The organism is Aeromonas sp. NJAU223, from assembly GCF_051125555.1.
Lineage (GTDB): Bacteria > Pseudomonadota > Gammaproteobacteria > Enterobacterales > Aeromonadaceae > Aeromonas > Aeromonas veronii_G.
Map to the genome: position 1 here is coordinate 2,253,533 of NZ_CP144204.1, position 21,425 is coordinate 2,274,957.

The 21,425-nt window shown below is 62.3% G+C and carries 20 protein-coding genes; 12 read left to right on the forward strand and 8 right to left on the reverse strand.

Annotated features, from left to right (window positions below):
• The first annotated feature begins 92 nt into the window (after positions 1-92).
• The 5 genes from ccoS (at position 93) to ttcA (ending at position 3,860) form a co-directional block, all read left to right on the forward strand.
• Positions 93-302: a cbb3-type cytochrome oxidase assembly protein CcoS gene (gene ccoS, locus VZC39_RS10305; RefSeq protein ID WP_349922293.1), complete on the forward strand. Its 210-nt coding sequence runs from the start codon at positions 93-95 to the stop codon at positions 300-302.
• On the forward strand, positions 286-972 hold the full coding sequence (locus VZC39_RS10310) for a sulfite exporter TauE/SafE family protein (protein WP_434668263.1): 687 nt from the start codon (positions 286-288) through the stop codon (positions 970-972). The genes ccoS and VZC39_RS10310 overlap by 17 nt, the downstream gene beginning before the upstream one ends.
• A gap of 68 nt (positions 973-1,040) precedes the next feature.
• Complete coding sequence (locus VZC39_RS10315; protein ID WP_349922295.1) at positions 1,041-1,796, forward strand: FNR family transcription factor; 756 nt, start codon at positions 1,041-1,043, stop codon at positions 1,794-1,796.
• Positions 1,797-1,936: 140 nt separating this feature from the next.
• The gene (gene uspE, locus VZC39_RS10320; protein WP_434668266.1) at positions 1,937-2,884 is read left to right on the forward strand and encodes a universal stress protein UspE; all 948 of its coding nucleotides are present in this window, start codon (positions 1,937-1,939) and stop codon (positions 2,882-2,884) included.
• A 67-nt stretch (positions 2,885-2,951) separates the two neighbouring features.
• Positions 2,952-3,860, forward strand: a complete 909-nt coding sequence (gene ttcA / locus VZC39_RS10325; RefSeq protein ID WP_434668269.1) for a tRNA 2-thiocytidine(32) synthetase TtcA — start codon at positions 2,952-2,954, stop codon at positions 3,858-3,860.
• A 69-nt stretch (positions 3,861-3,929) separates the two neighbouring features.
• Here ttcA and VZC39_RS10330 read toward each other — a convergent pair whose 3' ends face one another.
• On the reverse strand, positions 3,930-4,598 hold the full coding sequence (locus tag VZC39_RS10330; RefSeq protein ID WP_349922298.1) for a DUF2987 domain-containing protein: 669 nt from the start codon (positions 4,596-4,598) through the stop codon (positions 3,930-3,932).
• Positions 4,599-4,623: 25 nt separating this feature from the next.
• Positions 4,624-5,376, reverse strand: coding sequence for a hypothetical protein (locus tag VZC39_RS10335; RefSeq protein ID WP_349922300.1), 753 nt, complete (start codon positions 5,374-5,376; stop codon positions 4,624-4,626).
• 293 nt (positions 5,377-5,669) lie between these two features.
• On the opposite strand from VZC39_RS10335, the gene VZC39_RS10340 reads away from it, so the two are divergent.
• From VZC39_RS10340 to VZC39_RS10370, 7 genes are all read left to right on the forward strand, one after another.
• Complete coding sequence (locus tag VZC39_RS10340) at positions 5,670-6,287, forward strand: glutathione S-transferase family protein (RefSeq protein ID WP_349922302.1); 618 nt, start codon at positions 5,670-5,672, stop codon at positions 6,285-6,287.
• Positions 6,288-6,483: 196 nt separating this feature from the next.
• Positions 6,484-6,903, forward strand: a complete 420-nt coding sequence (rbsD, locus tag VZC39_RS10345; RefSeq protein ID WP_434668273.1) for a D-ribose pyranase — start codon at positions 6,484-6,486, stop codon at positions 6,901-6,903.
• A gap of 32 nt (positions 6,904-6,935) precedes the next feature.
• On the forward strand, positions 6,936-8,510 hold the full coding sequence (rbsA, locus tag VZC39_RS10350) for a ribose ABC transporter ATP-binding protein RbsA (RefSeq protein ID WP_434668276.1): 1,575 nt from the start codon (positions 6,936-6,938) through the stop codon (positions 8,508-8,510).
• On the forward strand, positions 8,507-9,475 hold the full coding sequence (rbsC, locus tag VZC39_RS10355; protein ID WP_349922308.1) for a ribose ABC transporter permease: 969 nt from the start codon (positions 8,507-8,509) through the stop codon (positions 9,473-9,475). The genes rbsA and rbsC overlap by 4 nt, the downstream gene beginning before the upstream one ends.
• A 34-nt stretch (positions 9,476-9,509) precedes the next feature.
• Positions 9,510-10,385, forward strand: a complete 876-nt coding sequence (gene rbsB, locus VZC39_RS10360; RefSeq protein WP_349922310.1) for a ribose ABC transporter substrate-binding protein RbsB — start codon at positions 9,510-9,512, stop codon at positions 10,383-10,385.
• A gap of 124 nt (positions 10,386-10,509) precedes the next feature.
• Positions 10,510-11,442: a ribokinase gene (gene rbsK / locus VZC39_RS10365; RefSeq protein WP_434668280.1), complete on the forward strand. Its 933-nt coding sequence runs from the start codon at positions 10,510-10,512 to the stop codon at positions 11,440-11,442.
• Entirely contained in the window at positions 11,442-12,452 is a 1,011-nt protein-coding gene (locus VZC39_RS10370; RefSeq protein WP_434668283.1) for a substrate-binding domain-containing protein, read from the forward strand. The genes rbsK and VZC39_RS10370 overlap by 1 nt, the downstream gene beginning before the upstream one ends.
• 94 nt (positions 12,453-12,546) lie before the next feature.
• On the opposite strand, the gene VZC39_RS10375 is transcribed toward VZC39_RS10370, so the two are convergent.
• The 6 genes from VZC39_RS10375 to VZC39_RS10400 form a co-directional block, all read right to left on the reverse strand.
• Positions 12,547-14,190: a diguanylate cyclase domain-containing protein gene (locus VZC39_RS10375; RefSeq protein ID WP_434668286.1), complete on the reverse strand. Its 1,644-nt coding sequence runs from the start codon at positions 14,188-14,190 to the stop codon at positions 12,547-12,549.
• A complete protein-coding gene (locus VZC39_RS10380) occupies positions 14,187-14,663 on the reverse strand; it encodes a hypothetical protein (RefSeq protein ID WP_434662267.1) in 477 nt (158 codons plus the stop codon). The genes VZC39_RS10375 and VZC39_RS10380 overlap by 4 nt, the downstream gene beginning before the upstream one ends.
• Positions 14,664-14,749: 86 nt before the next feature.
• Positions 14,750-15,523: a Sir2 family NAD+-dependent deacetylase gene (gene cobB, locus VZC39_RS10385; RefSeq protein ID WP_349922320.1), complete on the reverse strand. Its 774-nt coding sequence runs from the start codon at positions 15,521-15,523 to the stop codon at positions 14,750-14,752.
• Between the two features lie 70 nt (positions 15,524-15,593).
• Positions 15,594-16,208, reverse strand: coding sequence for a GNAT family N-acetyltransferase (locus VZC39_RS10390; RefSeq protein WP_434662271.1), 615 nt, complete (start codon positions 16,206-16,208; stop codon positions 15,594-15,596).
• Positions 16,205-17,449, reverse strand: a complete 1,245-nt coding sequence (locus tag VZC39_RS10395; RefSeq protein ID WP_434662273.1) for a response regulator — start codon at positions 17,447-17,449, stop codon at positions 16,205-16,207. Before VZC39_RS10395 ends, VZC39_RS10390 begins: the two co-directional genes overlap by 4 nt.
• A 1-nt stretch (position 17,450) precedes the next feature.
• Entirely contained in the window at positions 17,451-21,404 is a 3,954-nt protein-coding gene (locus tag VZC39_RS10400; protein WP_434662275.1) for an ATP-binding protein, read from the reverse strand.
• Positions 21,405-21,425: the final 21 nt, after the last annotated feature.

Genomic DNA, 21,425 nt, shown 5'->3' on the forward strand with positions numbered 1-21,425 from the left:
GCCAGATTTTCTGACAGATGGCGGCTGGCGCCGGGCCCGAACGGGGTTAACATGGACCAGCCACCACGGGCACACTTGCCAAGGTAGAGACCATGAACATCATCTTTGTCCTCATCCCCATCGCCATCCTGTTCGTCATCATCGCCGGGGTCGTCTTCTTCTGGGCCATCCGCTCCGAGCAGTTCGAGGATCTCGACCGGCAGGGCTCCAACATCCTGTTCGATGAGGAGCAACCGCTCGCCAAGGCTGAAGACAAGGAGCCAGAGGACGAGAGCAAGGGGCACCATGACCAGCAGCCTTGATCTGATGGGGGCCCTGCTGGTGGGGCTGGCGGGATCCGGCCACTGCATCGCCATGTGCGGCGGGGTCTCGGCGGCGCTCTCCATGGCGATCCCCCCGAAGAGCCAGCACTTCTGGGGGCGGCTCGGCTACCTGCTCAATTACAACCTCGGCCGGATCCTGAGCTACGTCATCGCGGGGGCGCTGGTGGGGGGGCTGCTGGCCAGTGTTGGCGAACTCGGTGCCGGCAAACAGGCCATCGCCGGGCTGAGACTGGTGGCGGCGCTCTTGATGATAGCGCTCGGCCTCTATCTCGCGGGCTGGTGGCAGGGCATTCTGCTGCTTGAGCGCATGGGCGCGAAGCTTTGGCCACATATCAAGCCGCTGGCCAGCAGATTCCTCCCCTTCCACTCCCCCGTACAAGCCCTTCCCTTTGGCATGGTATGGGGCTGGCTGCCCTGTGGTCTGGTCTACTCCATGTTGACCTGGAGTGCGGCCGCGGGCTCCGCCACGGGGGGTGCTCTCATCATGCTCTTCTTCGGCCTCGGCACCCTGCCGACCCTGTTTGCGTTGGGGGGCCTGGCCGATCGCCTGCGCTACTGGCTGACCCTGCGCAGTCTGCGCCTCGGCGGCGCCCTGCTGCTCATCGCTTACGGCCTGCACACCCTCTGGATCGGGATCACATCCTTTTGAAACCCTATCCAAAACGGATGAGTTGGTGGTAAACTTGTTTGATATAAATCAATTATTCATTTGAGCCTATGATCCCGGACAAGAAACCTGGCAGACGTATTCAGAGCGGTGGCTGTGCAATTCATTGCCAGGATTGCAGCATCAGCCAGCTCTGCATCCCCTTCACCCTGAACGACAACGAACTCGATCAGCTCGACAGCATCATCGAGCGCAAGAAGCCGATCCAGAAGGGTGAAGAACTGTTCAAGGCTGGCGACGAGCTGAAATCGCTCTATGCCATCCGCTCCGGGACCATCAAGTCTTATACCATCACCGAGCAGGGGGACGAGCAGATCACCGCCTTCCACCTCGCCGGCGATCTGGTCGGTTTTGACGCCATCCACAAGCAGGCTCACCCCTCCTTCGCCCAGGCGCTGGAAACCGCCATGGTGTGCGAGATCCCGTTCGACGTGCTGGACGACCTCTCCGGCAAGATGCCGAAGCTCCGCCAGCAGATCATGCGGCTGATGAGCAACGAGATCATGGGGGATCAGGAGATGATCCTGCTGCTCTCCAAGAAAAATGCCGAAGAGCGTCTCGCCGCCTTCCTGCACAACCTGTCGGTCCGCTTCTCCGAACGTGGTTTCTCCGCCAAGGAGTTCCGCCTCTCCATGACCCGTGGCGACATCGGCAACTATCTCGGCCTCACCGTCGAGACCATCAGCCGTCTGCTCGGCCGCTTCCAGAAGTCCGGTCTCATCAGCGTCAAGGGCAAGTACATCACCGTACTGGACCACGTGGCTCTCGGCATCATGGCCGGTGCAACCCGTCCCGCCTGCGGCTGATCCCCCTCCTCAACTCGTTCTCGGCCGGGTCTGTTCGCCCCGAATTTTGATCCGGCCCACCTTATTGCCCCTCCCCTTGGACTAAGCTGTAAAGGCTAAAGAGCTGCCATCATTGGCGTTTTTTGCCAAGGAGGAGAACCATGGTCAAATACCGAAACATTCTGGTCGTGATCAACCCCGAAGAGGAGCGCCAGATCGCCCTCGAACGTGCGGTCAAGGTTGCCGAGCTGGACGAGGGTGCCCAGCTGACCCTGCTGCTGACCATCTACGACTTCTCATACGAGATGACCGCCATGCTGTCGGTGGATGAGCGCGAGGAGATGCGCCACGGTGTGCTCTCCCAGCGCCGGGAATGGCTGGAAGAGATACTGCAACCCTACCGCGCCAGAGGGCTGGAGTGCGAAGTCAAGGTGATGTGGCACAACCGTCCGTTTGAGTGCGTCATCCAGGAGGTGCTCTCCCAGCGCCACGATCTGGTGGTCAAGGCGACCCACAAGCACTCCTTCCTGCAGACCTTCATCTTCACCCCCACCGATTGGCACCTGCTGCGCAAATGCCCCTGCCCGGTGCTGCTGGTGAAAGAGGGCCATTGGCAGCGTGGTGGCAACATCATCGCCGCCATCAATTGCTCGAGCGACGATGTGGAGCAGAAGGTGCTGAACGAGCGCATCACCCGCGAGGGGGCCGCCATCGCCGATCTGCTCGGCTCCAACCTCTACTTGGTCAATACCTACCCGGGCACCCCGGTCAACGTGGCCATCGAGCTGCCCGAATTTGATCCCAACGCCTACAACGACGCCATCCGCAAACATCATGAGGATCTGCTGCGCGAGCATGCGGAACAGTTTGGTATCGGTCACATGTGGACCCGTGTCGCAGAAGGGTTGCCCGAGGAGGTTCTGCCCGACATGGCCGACAGCCTCAAGTCCACCCTGATGATCATGGGCTGCGTCGGTCGTACCGGCCTGTCCGCCGCCCTGCTCGGCAATACCGCCGAGCACGTGGTCGATCGGCTCAACTGCGACATCCTCATCCTCAAACCGGACGATTACAGCTGCCCGGTGGATGACAGACGTCATCCGGTATAAGCGTTTCTTGCCCTCCCCCGGGACATGGCTATAATAAGCCGCTTATTTTTGTCCCGGGTTTGAGGCCATGCTAGAAGAGCTTAACGCCAAAGAGAAATACAGTTTCAACAAGCTGCAGAAACGCCTGCGGCGCAATGTGGGCCAGGCCATCGCCGACTTCAACATGATTGAAGATGGCGACAAGATCATGGTGTGCCTGTCTGGCGGCAAGGACAGCTTCGCCATGCTCGACATCCTGATGAGCCTCAAGGCCAGCGCCCCCATCGATTTCGATCTCGTGGCCGTGAACCTGGATCAGAAGCAACCCGGCTTCCCCGAGCACGTGCTACCCGAGTATCTGGCGACCCTGGGCGTCGATTTCAGGATCGTCGAGGAAGACACCTATTCCATCGTGAAAGACAAGGTGCCGGAGGGCAAGACCACTTGCGCCCTCTGCTCCCGCCTGCGTCGCGGCATCCTCTACCGGACCGCCCAGGAGCTCGGCTGCACCAAGATTGCCCTCGGCCATCACAGGGACGACATCCTGGAGACCCTGTTCCTCAACATGTTCTACGGCGGCAAGCTGAAATCCATGCCCCCCAAACTGGTGAGCGACGATGGCAAGAACGTGGTGATCCGCCCGCTGGCCTACTGCAAGGAGAAGGATCTCGTGCGCTACGCCGAGGTCAAGGCCTTCCCCATCATTCCCTGCAACCTGTGCGGCTCCCAGGAGAACCTGCAGCGCAAGGCCATCAAGCAGATGATGCAGGATTGGGATCGCCGCTTCCCCGGCCGTATCGAGACCATGTTCACCGCCATTCAGGACGTGATCCCGAGCCACCTGCTCGATCACAAGCTGTTTGACTTCAAGAGCATCAATCGCGACTCCGGCATCATAGACGGCGGTGACAAGGCGTTCGATCCCCCCGAGCTGCCCACGGCGCCCCTGCTCAACATCGACGAGATGGATGTGCTGGATGTGATCGAGGTGCGCTAAGCCCTCATCCCACGAGCAACAAAAAAGGAGCGCCTTGCGCTCCTTTTTCATGTCTCATTTTCCCAAGGTTCAGCCCTGATGCAGCCAGGGGGTCAGCCGCAAGACCTCACCATCGAGCTGCAGCTTGCCACTGGCAAAGTCGGCTAGCTGGTCATTGCTGAGCAGCAGTTGCCCATCCTGCCACGGCAGCGCCAACCGGCGATCCCCTTCACTCAGATAGGCGGTGCCGCTTGGGCTGACCAGGCTGATGCGCACCCCTTCCATCTTCGGCAGGAAGTGCTTGCCGATCATGCCCGCCAGCTTGTCCAGCAAGGCCTGCATCTGCTGCTGGCGCACCAGGAGTTCCTTCACCCGCAACCCTTTTGGGGCGTCCGCCATCACCTGCACCGAGAGATCGCAGCGCTCGTGAGGTTCCCCCAGTTCGACCCAGACGCTGGCCTTGTCGAGGTTGAGATCGTCGTCATAGGGCAGACGCAGCTCGCCATCCACCGTCACCTCGGCGGGCACTTCACGCTCCGGCGTCGATACACGAGCCGATAGCAGGGTGCAGCGCTGGCTGTTTTGTGGATCGGTCAGATAAAAACCGAGGCGGGCATCGCCAAAATCCCCTCTGGCAGCCGTCTTCATCTGGCTGTAGAAGGTGGCGTATTGCAGCTCGAGTGGCTGCGAGGGCTGCGCCAGCCCGAGTGCCGGTATGAGCAGCAAAGTGACCGCGAGGCCGGCATCGATCTTTTTCATCTGCAATCCTTTTGCCATGCGCCCATCAGGCGTTGAAATGATCCGGCCCCTGCGGGGTGTTCTGCTCCCCCACCTCGGTCACCTCGACGGCGACCCCGCACAGATCCCGATAGAGGATCCCCTTGCAGTTGAAGTAGAGAGGGGCCACCCAGATGAGGCCAATTCCCATGGGGATAAGGGCCACGAAGAAGAGCGCCAGCATGACGCCATGCAGCAACACTATGCTGGGCCAACCACGGGCGAACAGCTTGAGGGAAACCAGGATGGCCTGGGCGGGCGACAAGCCGCGCTCCAGCACCAGGGGCACGGTAAACACCAGCCCCATGCCGACCAGGGCCGAGGGGATGAAAGCCAGCATCACCGGCAGGCCCACCAGTTCGAACAGGGGACCAAACAGGCTGGTGATGAGGCTGCCCAGCAGACTCAGGCTCCCCAGGCGCAGGAAGTGGCGGAAGAAATCGAACACCTGGTTCGGCCGGGCACGAACCCCGACGGATTGCTGCAAGCCCAGCATGTCGAGGGACGAGGTCATGGGGGACATGATGACGGTGATGAGCAGGCTCAGCACCAGCGCCATGTCCATGTCACCCTCAGCCCCCATATGGGAACTCAGCAGGGTCTGGCTCAGCAGGATCCAGATCGCCATGACACCCGCGATGGCCAGCGCCAGACCGAAGCCGGTGCGACGGGTCTGTTGCCAGCCCTCTTTCAGCACCCCTTGCAGGTCCAGACGATATCCCTGGCTGAGGGACTGTTCGAGGGTTCCACCGATCCGCATTTTATTACTCAATTGACTATCCAACATCGAAAGCGACTATCAAGGTGGCACATTATAGCGATTTGACCGGGCATGCGTAGCCGTTTTTCCTGTTATCTTCTGTTCAGAAAGCCATTGATTTCACGCCATATCGTTTAGTTTTTCCAAACAAGATCCCGGCTATCCTTTCTCTTCTCGCCCCTTCTGTCCCTACTCGCTTGGCCCTCGCACGACATGGGGGTAGGATGCCCAAGACGCCCAGGAGATCCCCGGGTGCCCTCTCCCTGCCACACCGTTAGCTTGAGGATCTTTGCATGTCAGAACTGACCCTGTATCTCACCCCCGGCACCTGTGCCATGGCCGTGCGCATCGCGCTGGTGGAGGCCAATGCCCCGCATCAGCTCAAGCTCGTCGACTTCGCCGCCGGCGAGCAGCGCTCCCCCGAATATCTGGCCATCAACCCCAAGGGACGGGTACCGGCCCTGGTCACCGAACGCGGCGTGCTGACCGAGACACCGGCTCTGCTGCTCTATGTGGCCCAGCGCTTCCCGGCCGCCGGGCTCGCCCCCCTTGACGATCCCTTCCTGCTGGCCCGCATGCAGGAGGTCAACAGCTTCCTCGCCTCCACCGTACACGTCGCCCACGCCCATGGCCGGCGCGCGGCCCGCTGGGCCGATGATGAGCAGGCCATCATTGCCATGCAGGCCAAGATGCCGCAAAACATGCGCGACGGCTTCGCCCAGATAGAAAACCACTACCTCACCGGCCCCTGGGTACTGGGGGAGCAGTTCAGCCTGGCCGACATCTATCTGTACGTGGTGGCGAGCTGGCTCAAGAGCGACGGCGTCGACATCGAAACCTTCCCCAGGGTGGCAGACCATACCCGGCGGATGCTGGCCCGCCCGACCGTGCAGCAGGCACTGCTCATTTGACCCTCAGGCCGGCAGCAAGCCGGCCTGTTTATTGCCCAATCCCCCTTCGCATTGAGATCGTTTTCACATTTTCATCACGGTTTTCTAGACCCGTTAACCATTAGGGCCTATCTTCCACCCCATAACGCAACCGGTTGCGTAACCGGTTGCCCAGCCAAATGCGCGAGGCGAAAGCCCAAGCCTGATGAGGTGCAGTATGAAACGAGGCAAATTGCTCAATGCCCCCCTGAGTGCCCTGGTGGCACAGATGGGCCACACCGACGAGATCACCGTCTGCGACGCCGGCCTGCCCATTCCGGCCGGTCCCGAGCGCATCGATCTGGCGCTGATGGCGGGCATTCCCAGCCTCGATACCGTACTGGGAGCCCTGCTCACCGATCTGGTGGTGGAGAAGGTGATCATGGCAAGCGAGATCAAGCTGACAAGCCCCGCCACCCATCAGGCCCTGCTCCTGCAGATTGAGCAGCATGCCAACGCCCAGGGCAAGCCCATCGCCATCGAATACTGCCTGCACGAGGCGTTCAAGACCCGCTCCCGCCAGAGCAAGGCCGTTGTGCGCAGCGGCGAGGTCACCCCGTACGCCAATCTCATTCTCTGCGCCGGCGTGGCGTTTTGAGCCCTCGAACAAGCCATCCAAAGGAAGCTGTCATGAACACAACCTCCTCGGCCCCCTCACCCGCCACCGGCCACGACAGCGTCGCCGACCAGGCCCTCAGCCCCATTCTGGAGCTCAGCGGCATCGTCAAGACCTTCCCCGGGGTGCGCGCCCTCGATGAGGCGGGCCTGCGGGTCTATCCGGGCCAGGTGATGGCCCTGCTCGGTGAAAACGGCGCCGGCAAGTCGACCCTGATGAAGGTGCTCACCGGCATCTATCAGGCCGATGCGGGCAGCATTCACTACCGTGGCCAACCGGTTCACTTCAAGGGACCGCGCGACTCCCAGGATCAGGGGATCAGCATCATCCACCAGGAGCTGAACCTGCTGCCGGAATTGTCGATTGCCGCCAACATCTTCCTCGGCCGTGAGCCGCGCACCCGCTTTGGCAACATCGATCACCAGCAACTGCGCGAACGTGCCAGTGGCCTGCTGGCACGCCTCGGGGTCAAGCACGGCCCGGACACTCGGCTCGGGGATCTCTCCATCGGCGAACAGCAGATGGTGGAGATCGCCAAGGCGCTGTCGTTCGATGCCAGCGTCATCATCATGGACGAGCCCACCGACGCTCTCACCGACACCGAGACCGAGCAGTTGTTTGCGGTCATTCGCGAGCTGCGCGAGCAGGGTTGCGGCATCGTCTACATCTCCCATCGCCTGAAAGAGATCTTCCAGATCTGCGATCAGGTCACCGTGTTGCGGGATGGCAAATGGATAGGTCAGGAGGCGGTGAGCGCCCTCGATGAAGACAAGATCATCGAGATGATGGTGGGCCGTCGACTGGAGGAGCAGTACCCGCGGCTCGAGCGCGAACTAGGCCCGGTCAGCCTGCAGGTGCGGGATCTGATGGGCCCCGGGGTGCGCGGAGTGAACTTCACCCTGAGCCAGGGAGAGATCCTGGGCTTCAGCGGCCTGATGGGATCCGGGCGCACCGAGCTGATGAAGCTCATCTACGGCGCCAACCTCATCAGCGCTGGCGAGATCACCGTGGATGGGCATCCCCTGCGCCCCCGCAGCCCCGCCGACGGCCTCAATGCCGGCATCGCCTACATCTCCGAGGATCGCAAGGGGGATGGTCTGGTACTGGAGCTCTCGGTACGGGAAAACATGAGCCTGTGCGCCCTCGACGAGTTCAACAAGGGTGGCAAGATTGACGGCAAGGCGGAACGTCAGGCGGTGGCCGATTACGTGCGCCTGTTCAATATCAAGACCCCGAGCAGCGAGCAGCTCATCAAGCTGCTCTCCGGCGGCAACCAGCAGAAGGTGGCCATCGCCAAGGGGCTGCTCACCCGTCCCAAGGTATTGATCCTGGACGAGCCCACCCGCGGCGTGGACGTGGGGGCCAAGAAAGAGATCTACCAGCTCATCAACCAGTTCAAGAAGGAGGGGATGAGCATCATCCTGGTCTCCTCAGAGATGCCGGAAGTACTCGGCATGAGCGACCGCATCCTGGTGATGCACGAAGGGCGCATCAGCGCAGAATTTAACACCCAGGACGCCAATCAGGAGAAACTGATGGCGGCCGCCGTGGGCAAACAGTGGCAAGCAGAGCAAGAGGCACAACGATGACAACCCAAACCCTTCCCCGCCGTGGTCTCATGAGCAAGGCGTGGTGGATCGAGAACAAATCCCTGGTCGCGCTGCTGGTACTGATCGGGGTGGTCTCCTTCCTTAGCCCGAACTTCTTTACCGCCGACAACCTGCTCAACATCCTGCGTCAGACCTCGGTCAACGCCATCATCGCCGTCGGCATGACCCTGGTCATCCTGACCGGTGGCATCGATCTCTCGGTGGGGTCCGTGCTGGCCCTGTGTGGCGCCCTGGCCGCGACCCTGGTCGCTATGGAGCTCCCCATCTGGCTGGTGGTCCCCCTCACCATCGGGGCCGGCGCCGTGCTCGGCAGCATCAGCGGCCTCATCATCGCCAAGGGCAAGGTGCAGGCCTTCATCGCCACCCTGGTGACCATGACGGCCCTGCGCGGGGTGACCATGGTCTACACCGAGGGGAGACCCATCTCCACCGGTTTCAGCGACGGGGCGGATCACTTCGCCTGGCTCGGGACCGGTTACCTGTTCGGCCTGCCCGCCCCCATCTGGCTGATGGCCATCGTCTTCCTGCTGGCCTGGTTCATGCTCAACCACACCCGCCTGGGTCGCTACATCTATGCCCTCGGTGGCAATGAATCCGCCACCCGCCTCTCCGGCATCAACGTGGACAGGGTCAAGCTCGCGGTCTATGGCCTCTGTGGCGCCCTCGCGGCCCTGGCCGGCCTCATCGTCACCTCCCGCCTGTCGTCGGCCCAGCCGACCGCCGGCATGGGGTATGAGCTGGACGCCATCGCCGCCGTGGTACTCGGCGGCACCAGCCTGATGGGCGGCAAGGGCCGGATCATGGGGACCCTCATCGGGGCGCTCATCATCGGCTTCCTCAACAACGCCCTGAACCTGCTCGACGTCTCCTCCTATTACCAGATGATTGCCAAGGCCAGCGTGATCCTGCTCGCCGTGATGATCGACAACAAAAGCACCCGATAAGAACGTTAACCACGCACACACAAGGAATGAAACGATGAAAAAGCTCAATACCCTGCTCGCCGCCGCCGTCATGTCCGTGCTGGGCACGGCCCACGCCGCCGACAATACCCTGGCCATGGTGGTCTCCACCCTCAACAACCCCTTCTTCGTCACCATGAAGGAAGGGGCGGAAGCCAAGGCCAAGGAGCTTGGCTACACCCTGGTGGTGCTGGACTCCCAGAATGATCCGGCCAAGGAGCTCTCCAACGTGGAAGATCTCACCGTGCGCAAGGTCGACGCCATCCTGATCAACCCCACCGACTCCGAAGCCGTGGGCAACGCCATCCGCCTTGCCAACAAGGCCAACATCCCGGTGCTGACCCTGGACCGCGGCGCCGCCCAGGGCGAGGTCAAGGCTCATATCGCCTCCGACAACGTGGCTGGCGGCAAGCTGGCCGGTGACTTCATCACCGAGAAGCTCGGTACCGGCGCCAAGGTGATCCAGCTCGAGGGGATCGCCGGCACCTCCGCCGCCCGTGACCGTGGTGAAGGCTTCGCCCTGGCGGTGGCCGCCAACAAGCTGCAGGTGCTGGCCTCCCAGCCTGCCGACTTTGACCGCACCAAGGGTCTGAACGTCATGGAAAACCTGATGGCCGCCCACCCGACCGTGCAGGCGGTGTTCGCCCAGAACGACGAGATGGCACTCGGCGCCATCCGCGCCGTGCAAGCGGCTGGCAAAGAGGTGATGATCGTCGGCTTCGACGGCACCGATGATGGCAAGGCCGCCGTCGCCAAGGGTAAACTGGCCGCCACCGTGGCCCAGCAACCGGCCCTCATCGGCGCCATCGGTGTGGAAACCGCCGACAAGGTGCTCAAGGGTCAGCCGGTGGAGCAATCCATCCCGGTTCCCCTGCAGATCGTCAGCAAGTAAGTGCAAGAAGGGGGGAGGCTCGCCTCCCCCCGAGCAAGACCCGTATCAAGGGTGCTTTGCATCGCCAGTGCCTCTTGGCTTGGGCCCCCTCAAGCCAAGATGTTCTAAACCAAGGGTGACTGATATGAATCGTCTCGTTGTGCTCGGCAGTGTCAATGCGGACCATGTGCTGCGCGTCCCCCACTTCCCTCGTCCCGGTGAGACCCTGACCGGCCACGGATACAAGATAGTGCCCGGCGGCAAGGGGGCCAATCAGGCGGTTGCCGCCGCCCGGTTAGGAGCAGACGTCTCCTTTATCGCCCGGGTCGGGGATGATGCCATCGGTCGCCAGATGCGCGATGGCTTCGCCAAAGACGGCATCGACGTGAGTGCGGTGGAACTCGACCAGACCCTCCCCACCGGCATCGCCATCATCTACGTGAGCGACGAAGGGGAAAACAGCATCGGCATCTCCGCCGAGGCCAACGGCGCCCTCTCCCCCGCCATGGTCAGGGAACACGAAACCCTCATCGCCGCGGCCCACACCTTGCTGCTGCAGCTGGAAGTGCCGCTCGAAAGCGTGCTGGAAGCCGCCCGGCTGGCCCGCGCCCACGGCACCCGGGTGGTGCTGAATCCGGCGCCCGCTCGCCCTCTCAGTGCCGAACTGCTGGCCCTGGTGGATCTCATCACCCCCAATCAGACCGAAGCCGAACTGCTGACCGGCATCAAGGTGAAGGACGAGGCGAGCGCCCGCGAGGCGGCTCTTCGCTTCCATCAGATGGGCATTGCGGACGTGATGATCACGTTAGGCTCCCAGGGCGTGTATTGCAGCAACGAGGCGCGCCAGATGCTGGTGCCGGGCTTCCGGGTCGAGGCAGTGGATACCACTGCCGCGGGGGATACGTTCAACGGTGCCCTGCTGGCAGCCGAACTTGCAGGAGATGATTTCACTGCCGCGGTACGCTTTGCCCACGGCGCGGCGGCCCTCTCGGTCACCCGGCTCGGGGCCCAGAGCTCCATCCCCGCCAAGGCTGAGGTCGAGCGCTTCCTGCAAGCCCAGACGGCCCTGGGTCGCTGATGGCCAATATCAAGGAAGTAGCCGCCCGGGCCGGGGTCTCCACCACCACGGTGTCCCACGTCATCAACGAGACCCGTTTCGTGGCCGAGGAGACCCGGGAGCGGGTCTTCACCGCCATGCAGGCCCTCAACTATGCCCCTAGCCTGGTGGCCCGCAGCCTCAAGGTGAAGGAAACCAACAGCATCGGCATGCTGGTCACCACCTCCAGCAACCCCTTCTTCGCCGAAGTGGTGCGCGGGGTGGAACGCTACTGCTTCGAGCAGGGCTACAACCTGATGCTGGGCAACACCGAAGGAGAGGCCCACACAGCTCTTTCCTACCTCAAGATGATGCTCAGAAAGCGGGTCGATGGCCTGCTCATCATGTGTAGCGAAGGCCAGCAGGAGGTGTTCAATCAGCTCGACTGGCTCAAGAACCTGCCGGTGGTGGTGATGGACTGGGGCATGGAGAGTCGTGAAGTGGATCTCATCGCCGACAACTCCCATCAGGGAGGCTATCTGGCCACCCGCCATCTGCTGGCCCTCGGCCACCGTGACATCGGCTGCATCACGGGACCGCACAACCGTGCCCCCGCCGATCAGCGTCTCGCCGGCTTCACCCAGGCAATGCAGGAGGCCGGGCTCACCATCAATCCAGCCTGGATCCAGGAGGGGGATTTTGATTGTGCCAGCGGTCACGACGCCATGGTGCGCCTGCTCAGCCAACCCAGTCGGCCGAGTGCCCTCTTCGTGTGCAACGACATGATGGCCATGGGGGTCATCAGCGCCGCCCATCAGGCGGGGCTCAGCATCCCGGCGGATCTCTCCCTGGTCGGCTATGACAACGTGGCTCTCGCCCAATACATGTCGCCGCCACTCACGACCATCAATCAACCCAAGGAGGAGCTGGGTCGCCTCGCCGTCACTCGCCTGCTGGCACGGATCAACGGTGAAACCATCGACAACCGGTTGATCACCGTGGACCCGGATCTGGTGATCAGGTCATCCTGCGCCCCCTTCTCCCAGCCATGAGCCCCTGCGAACGCAAGGCTTGAAAAAGGCGACCCTAGGTCGCCTTTGTCGTTTTCAATGCCCTGTTCACCTGCACGGCCTTTCGGCTGGCCGTCTAGCCCATCAGTTCATCCCATCTGGCGCCGGCCCTGGCGTTGGCCAGCCGCCGCAACCCGAGTCGCTGGGCCAGGGGTTGCAACAGGCTTTCGTGCTCCCCCATCATCGGCAGCCAATAACCCAGGGGCCAGCCCGCCTCCAGCAGATCCGGCGTGCGGCTACCGAGTTCCCGCACCGCCAGCACGCAACCACTCTGTTGCAGCTTGGCCAGCAGTTCAGGTTCCTCGTGCAGGGTAGGCAGCGCCAGGATCACGGCGCCGCCCGGCAAGGACGGCAAGCTGGCGAGCAGATGAGCCAGCTGTGCCTGCTGCTCCAGCGCCAGCAACAGTGGCAGGGGGCCGACGGCGTCCGTCAAAAGCCGTGATACTACGGGCCCCAGTATGCCCCGCTCCTGCATCCAGCTCATTTCACACGCCTGCTGCCCCGCACACCAGCGCAGGCGCATGGCCGCGATGCGCTGCCCCTGCTCGTCCTCGAGATCCTCAAACACGCTCTCAATGGGGGCAGGCCCCGTTCCCGCCAGCCAGTTGCGCAGTTGCTGCAACTGCTGTTGCTCTCGCCTGAGCGCCATCTGCATGGCGGGCTGGAACCAGACGAGGGAGAGATTGTCCCGCTTGGCCTGATTGAGGGCCAGGATGGCCTGCTCCTGCAGCAGGTTCGCCTCTCCCCCCTGAGCCAGCGCCACCCCGAAGCGGCAGGCAAGCTCGACGCTGCTCTCCCGGGTGACGAACTCGAACTGCAGGAGATCTTGCAAGTCTGCCAGCTGGGATGCCAACAGTGACTCCTCCCCATGCAGGATCACCGCAAACTCATCCCCCCCCAGCCGATAGGCCCGATTGGGATGGGCTTGCCGCAACTTGGCCGCCACTGTCTGCAGCAGGCGATCTCCAACCTGGTAGCCCAGCTGATCATTGACCTGCTTGAAGCGCTTGAGATCCAGCACCACCAAGGCCATGGCAGGACTCTTGATGAGGCTCTGTCGCAACTGCCCCTGCAGGGCGCGGCGATTGCCGAGGCGCGTCATGGGATCCAGCAGGGAGAGACGGCGGTTTTGCAAGTTGGCGCGAATGAGGGCAAACACCAGTATGCCTCCGGTCACCAACAGCAGCAGTTGCCAGATCTGCAACCAGAACAGGCTCTGGCGCAACTTGTTGACCGACTCTTCCCGCTCCTGGCCGGAGAGGATCTGCTCCCCAATCTGTTCCACTTGCTGGGTCAGCGCCGCAATCCGGCTCTCAATCTGATCCAGAGTGGCATCATTTTGCAGCGCCCCGGCCTGCATCTGGGGCTCCAGTTGCTTCACCTGGGCAAACAATTGCGCCAGCACCTCGCCAAGACCGTGGCGCGTCCGGGCATCGGCGGTTTCACTGCTGATGAGAAAGATATCCAGCCGGTTCCACAACAGATCGTAATTCAGACTCAGGGTCTCCATGTCGAGCCTGCTAGTCCGGTAGAGACGCAAGTCAAACAGGAAGCGCTGGGACTCCAGCATGACCTGGCTGATATTCCAGTGCGTATTGCGATAGAAGATATCGACCAGCTGTTCATGACGATTCTGGAGGAAGAGCCCCCAGACCGACGAAAACAGAAAGAGCGAGGAGATGGCGACAAGCAGCAGATTATGGCGCTGGCGACGACTCACTGGACGACCTCGAGACGGATCAGCTGCCATACCATGTAGCTGTGGATGGTGGGCAGATCCAGCGCGGGGTAGGCGGAAAACGGCATCAGCAACCAGAGCGGCCCCTTGTTGCGACGGGTCAGCGGTTTGTCATCCTCAAAGCGTGTGACGGTAAGAGGAATCCCGCTAAACAGGGAGAGATCCAGCCGTTGACGATAGCCATTGAGACCGATGACATCGATGATGCTCACCTGTTTGAGCCCTTGGGACGCCAGCAGGGAGGCCAGGGTCGGTCCCCGGTAGCTGTGTACCCCCGTGGTCCAGGGGGTGGCGGTCTTGAACTCCACCTCTGGCAATGCCGCCAGCGCCGCCTCATCCAGGGTGACGACCGTTTTGTCAGCGAGGACGAGTTGCAGCAGGGGTGAAGAAGCCCCGGCACCGAATGAAATCAGTACCAACAGGAGACCTGCCATCCATTGTTTCAAGATATCCATGAGAGGTTGCGCCAGCTGCACCTGATACTTTAATGGTCAGTGTGGCGACTTCATCGAACCAATGCAACTGTGCAATGACACAATAGTCAGGGACCGCGCATCTCCATCCAGTTATGTCCCTGGACGGCCTTGGGCTGCTGTATCCCGAGGGCTTGCAACAGCTCGTCCACAAAGGCTGGCACCAGAACAGAAGCCGGGCCATAGCGTTTCTCATCAAACTGGCTGCCCACCTCGCTCGGCTCCAGATTGAGTTCGATCGTATGGGCACCATTGAGCCCCGCCTCATGGACAAAGCCCGCCGCCGGATAGACGGCCCCCGAGGTGCCGATGGAAATGAAGAGATCGCACTGCGCCAGGGCGGCATAGATGCGATCCAGTCCCAATGGCATCTCTCCGAACCAGACCACATGGGGCCGCAAGGGTTGGGGAAACTGGCAGCAGGAGCAGAGTTCTTCCTGATGCAGGTCCCCCCGCCACTCCACCACCTGACCCGATGCGGGACAACGGGCCTTGAGCAGTTCACCGTGCATGTGAATGAGGTTCTTGCTGCCCGCTTCTGCGTGCAGGTTGTCGATATTCTGGGTCACCAGCGTCACCCGGCCTGGCAACAGGCGCTCCAGACGGGCCAGGGCATAGTGGGCGGGGTTGGGGTGAATGTCGGCACTTTGCAGATGTTGGCGGCGGGCATTGTAGAAACCCTGCACCAGAACGGGATCCCGGGCATAGCCTTCCGGGGTGGCGACATCCTCAACCCTGTGCTCTTCCCAGAGGCCGTCACTGGCCCGGAAGGTCTTGATGCCGGACTCGGCCGAGATGCCGGCACCGGTGAGGATCACGATATGTTTGGCAGACTGCACCATGTTGATTTCCTCTGACGATGACCAGCAAACCTTAACACAGGGGACGAGTCCGGCCCATTCGCCCTTGGTCTTAGGCCCGATGGAGATCCAGCTTGCCGAGAACGCTCAAATCCAGGCGCACGAAAACCATCTCCCGTCCCGTCACCAGGGTCAGCGGCAATCCCAACCCCTTCAGCAGGCTCAGCATGGGGCGATTCTGGCTCAGCACCTCGGCGGTCCACTCCCGGATCCCCTCCCCGTATGCCAGCAACGCCAGCGCCAGCAGGATGCGCCGACCCGCCCCTTGATGCTGGAAGTCATCCGCCACCACGCAGGAAAACTCTGCCCGATCCGGATGTCGTCGCCGCCGGATGGACTGCGCCAGCGCCAATGGCGCCCCATCGTTGTCCGTCAGCAGCAAGCCTATCTGGGTGTCCCTTGGGTAATCGATGAAGAAGGAGACCTGCTCGGCGCTTGGCTTCTGTCTGGGGCGCATGAAGCGCAGGTAAATCGTCTGCTCGCTGAGGCGCTCGTAAGCGGCCACCAGCGGGACGGGATCCGCCCCCGCCAACTCCCGCAACCAGCAATCACGCGCACCCACCACCATCATGACCGGCAGGTCGTTGCGCCGGGCAGGATGCAGCCATCCGGTAAACCCGGCCAATAGCCGCGCCTCGTCCACTGGCCAGCAGAGATAGCGAGTCACCAGTGACCCGCGACGCCGCGCTCCTGCCACAAGGCCGCGTCCTGCTGGTTGAAGGGATCATCGATATAGAGGCCGATACCGAGCTCTCTGGCGCGAGCGATGAAGCGATCCAGCAGGGAATCCGTCGCCATCGCCTCCAGTTCAGGCAACAGGTGGGGCCCCAGCAACAGGTAACGTAGAGGCAAGCGTTCCAGCTCCTCGAAGGGCAGATGTTGACCATTGTCCAGCAGCAGCGCCAGCTGCCCTCCCGCCATGCTCGCCTGCAATACCAATGCGAAGCGATCCGCTCGGCTCAACAGCTGATCCCGCTTGTGCACGATCAGGGTCAGTTCGTCGGCTCGCCGACCGTGCTGTTCCAGCCAGGTCTTGAGGGGATCCCAATGAGGTGGCACGCCACTCAGGGCCAGCCAGATGGGGGAATGGGTAGTGGCAGCATCCGCCATCAGGCTGATCTGGCCCAGCACCTCCTCCTGCCAGTTGCGGATGGTGCGCTTCAATCCGTGTCGTCTGAAAGACTGGGCCGGCCCCAGATAGAAAGCCTTGAGCTGACGCAGCAGATCGCCGTGATTCAACGGTTTGGCGAGGGCCGCCAGCACGTTGAATCCCGCATCGTGGAGCAGGCGGCGAGCACCATCGATCAGCGTCTGATCGTGGCTGGAGAGCAGGATGATGGGCAGATGCTTGTATTGGGCGTGGCCCATCAACAGGCCGATGGCATCCTCCTCCCCCAAGCTGAGATCGCAGACCAGCAATCCCACCTCGTGCTGTGCCAGTACCTGCAGACAGGCGTCCCCATCCTGCACCCACTGGCAGGGCATCCCGAGAGACTGGATCTCCTGGGCAATGCAGGCACCCTGAAACGGGTGATCCTCGAGCAGCAAGACCGAGAGCCTCGCCAGCCAGTCACGCCAGCGCAGCTCCCGGGCTTGCAGTTCGGCCAGCCAGGGACCCGTCACGCGATAGATCCCTTGCCCCTCGGCCATCAGCTGGGGCAGATAGGGTTGACCCTGGTGGGCCTCGGGCTCGAACAGGGCGATCGCGCTGGTGGTGAAGGCCCCCTCCCAGCGCCAGTTGATGTCAGGCTGAGTACGGTGCAGGCTGGCATAATCCGGGATGCCCAGAGTCTTGGCGGCCTGATATGACACGGCATCGAGGGCATGGATGCTGACGGGGTGAAATGCCGGATCCAGGTTCACATCGGACTCCAGCAGCGCTAATAACTCTTCCTCAGTGATGATCATCTCATGCTCTCTTGCTCAGTTGCCGACAGACATCATCCACGGCACGGGTAAGGGGCTCCACCAGGGGCTTATCGGGCGCCTTCTGCCAGGCATCGATCACCTGGACCAGGGGCATCGCCCCCACCATTTTGGCGGCCCCCTTCATCTTGTGTAAAGCCGTCTCGAGGGCTGCAATGTCCCCTTGTGTGACACAGCGCTCAATGTCGGCGAGATCCTGACGGGTAGAGGTCAGGTAGAGCGTCGCCAGCTCGGGGCTCAGCGGCATCAGATCCTGCTGGACCCAGGCGGGGGTGGGTTCCTCTCTCTCTTGCGAAGTGAAGCCCTCGCGGCCGGAGACAGAGCGCAGCAAAGTGGCGAGCTCCCTGAGCAGAACGGGTTTGTCCAGATGACCGTGGCAGCCACAGCTGGTCAGCAGCTGCGCGGCCTGCTCGCTCAGGTCCGCGGTGATCACATAGACCGGCAGATGCTGCCAGCGCTCGCTACCACGCAGTTGCTGGCACAGCTCGGCGCCATCCATCACCGGCATCTGCAAGTCGGTCAGCACCAGATCCACCGTCTCCTCCTGCAACAGATCCAGGGCCAGGCGACCATTGGCCGCGCTCAGTACCCGGGCGCCGAGCTGGCTGAGCTGCATGCTGATCAGCACCCGGTTCACCTCGTGATCTTCCACCAGCAGCACCCGCATTCCCGCTCCGGGCAGGGTGCCGGGCACCGCTTGGTGCTGGCTCAGCCTGGGTTGCAGCAAGGTCACCACGGTTCCCGGGATCCAGGGTTCTTCCTGCCAGAACCAGTGCTGCAGCCCTTGTTCATCCCGGACGGCACTCAGGGGCTCTCCCGCCGGACTCTCCCTCACCCCCAGCTCCTGCAGCCAGGTACGCATGTAGTCGCCATCCTCCCCCATCAGTTGCAGGTAGACAGTGTCGACGCTCGGCTTCCAGGGAGCCCGCTCCTGCAGGGCGTGCAAGGGGAAGCGGCAGCGGAAGCGACTGCCGCCGGCGGACAGAGGTTCCACATCAATGTCGCCACCCATCTGTTCCATCAGTTGGTGGCAGATGGCAAGACCAAGCCCGGTGCCCTGAGCCCTCAGCTGGCCGGGCTCCTCCCCCTGCTCGAAAGGAAGAAACAGCCGGGGCAAGAGCTCGGCGCTGATCCCGGGGCCTTCATCATCCACGCCGCAGCAGAGCATGTCCCCCTGACGTTGTGCCCAGATGACCACCTGCCCCTGCTCGCTGAACTTGATTGCGTTGGAGATAAGGTTGTGCAGCACCTGCTGCACCCTGTGGGGATCCAGCTCCAGCAATGCAGGCAAGGCGGGATCGAGATGGAGGCGAAGCTGCAGCCCCTTGGCACGAGCCTTGGACCAGTGCACGGCGGCCACATGCTCACACAGCTCTACCAGATCCGTCGGTTGGGGAGAAAGGCGCAACTGGCGCGTTTCGTTGCGACTGAAATCCAGCACGTCGTTGAGCAGCCCCAGCAGTTCGTTGCCCGCCTGCCTGATGTGGGTCAGTACCGAGGACTGCTCTGCCGAGAGTTCGGTCTGATCGAGCCACTCCAGCAGCCCCAGCATGGCGTTCATGGGAGTGCGGATCTCATGGCTCACGGCCGCGAGGAAGCGTCCCTTGGCGAGCACCGCCTGCTGGGCCTCCTCGTGGGAGATCTGCAGGGCCTTCTCCTGCTCGACCCGGGTAGTGACATCCTGAACCACCCCGTAGATGCGCCAACCCTCCCCCTGGCGGCGCCCCCGGCCGGAGAACTGCAACCAGCGACTCCCCTTGCTCGGGTGGCGATAGCGCAGCAGGTAGGTGAAAGGACGCCCCGCCAGCAACATGGTCAGCATGGGGGCGCGCATCTCTCGCCTGTCCTGGCGCGCCAGCCTGACGAGGGTTTCGTTGGGGTTGAGGCGGATCTGCTGGCTGGCCAGGCCGAGCAGTTCATGACTGCCTCGGCTGACAAATTCAACCCGCCCGATGGCTCCCTCCTTGAGGGTAAACTGCAGCACCACGCCGGGCACCGTATTGGTCAGTGCCCGCAGCCGCCGTTCGGCCTGACGCAGCAGACGGGTTCGTTCGCGCAGGGCGCTGATGTCGGAGAGTGCGATAAGGTCGCCCGCTGGCGTCTGGCTGCCCAGTTGCAACGGGATTTGGGCATAGGAGTAGACCTGATCCCGCAGGGCCAACTCCCCCTCTCCCCCCTGCAGCTGGGGTGATGGCAGCACCAGATCCGCCAGATAGCGGGCCTCCAGTTGCTTGGCTCGCTTGTTGCGCTTGATGATCTCGCCCCGATCATTGCGCAGGAACACGGGGACCGGTAATGTCTGGAAGAGCGACTCCCGGAACTTGCTCTCCAGCGCCAGCGCCTGCTCTGCCTGGTGACGCTCGCGGGCCGCCTGGGCGAGCTGCTGGCGTGAGCGCCAGATCAGCCAGATGACCGCACCGCTGATCAGCATGGCCAGCAGCAAGGAGGTGAGCCATAAACCATAGCTGACCCCCTCCTGCTGATTCAGGATCAGACGATGCCAGCGCTGTACCAGCTCATCCACCTGCCGATCGTTGATGGTCATCAGGCTCTGCTCCATCACACCGGAAAGCCTTGGCTGATCGTGCCGGATGGCAAAACTCAAACCCAGATTCTGGGGGAGCTCCCGGATGGCGAGATCCGCCAGCAGGTTGTTGCGCATGGGGTATTGCAGCTGATAGAGCTCCGCCAGCATGGCATCTGCCTTGCCATCCTGCACCGCCAGGATCCCCTGCTGCAAATCCTGCACCTGTACCCAGTGATGCGGGCCCAGTAGCGACAGCTGGCTGTCGTCATAGAGGGCTTTGGGAACCACTATGCTGCCCGAAACGCTATCCAGGGCCTGATACTCCGCCCGTTTACGGCTGACCAGGGCGTAGCGACTCATGGCAATGACCCGGGTGAAGTTAAACTCCTGCCCCAGCGCCGGCGACTCCGGCAAACCCGCCATCATCACCGCTTCGCCACTGCGAAGCTTGGCCAGCGCCTCCTCCTTGCTGGCCGTGGGAATGAGTTCAAAGTTGAGCCCGGTCTGCCGGCTCACCCGCCGCAGCACATCGTCACTCCAGCCGATCAGCTCCCCTTGCAGATTGATACCGCTGTAGGGCATCAGGCCAGGCGCCGCCACCATCTTGATGGTACGGGCCGAGCCAATGAGCCAGGCCTGCTCCTTGTCGGTAAAATGCAGGGGATTGATATCTTGCTCGCTCTGGGGCAGATAGCGTCCCAGATCCCGATAGAGGCTACCCGGCGGCAAGAAGCGGATCGCCGTATCCACCAGTTGCAGCAAGCCCGGGATGTCTCGCATCATCAGCCGATAGCTCACCACCAGTTCGTCACTGCGCAGGCGGCGCAATCTCAATCCCTCATCCGGGTACTCCCGCATCAGGTAACGCAGTTGCAGGTAGTCCCCGAGATAGGCGCTGCCCTTCTCTGCAAACAGCGCCAGATACCAGTTATCCGCATCGGTCAACTGCAACTGGGTGGAGTGGGGATAGAGACGTTTCAGCACCTCGCCCGCCTGCCAGACCGGCGAGACCAGAAAAGCCGCATGCTCGAGATCCCCCCGATAGAGGATGGCGGATTCCGCCTCCAGCATGGCCCGGCTCAGTACTGTGCCTGAGCGGGTCTCGACGGAAGGACCGATGTGAGGAATGAGGTCGCACTGGCCATCACGCAGGCCTTGCTCCACCGCCGGCCAGTTGGGCAACGTCTTGAAATGCAGGGGCACCGGCAGTTGCCGGGCCAGGCGGGTCATCTGATCGATAAGCAGCCCCCCCTGATCTTCGAGATAGGGAGGACGCTCCAGACTCGGGTAGCAGAAGGTCAGCTGACCGATGTCATCGGCATAAGCCTGGGCGGCGGGCGGCAGGGGAAGTACGGCGGCACGCAGCGGCAAAGCCAGCAACGCACCCAACAGCAGGTATATTTTTGTCATCGAAATGCAAAAGCCAGGCAT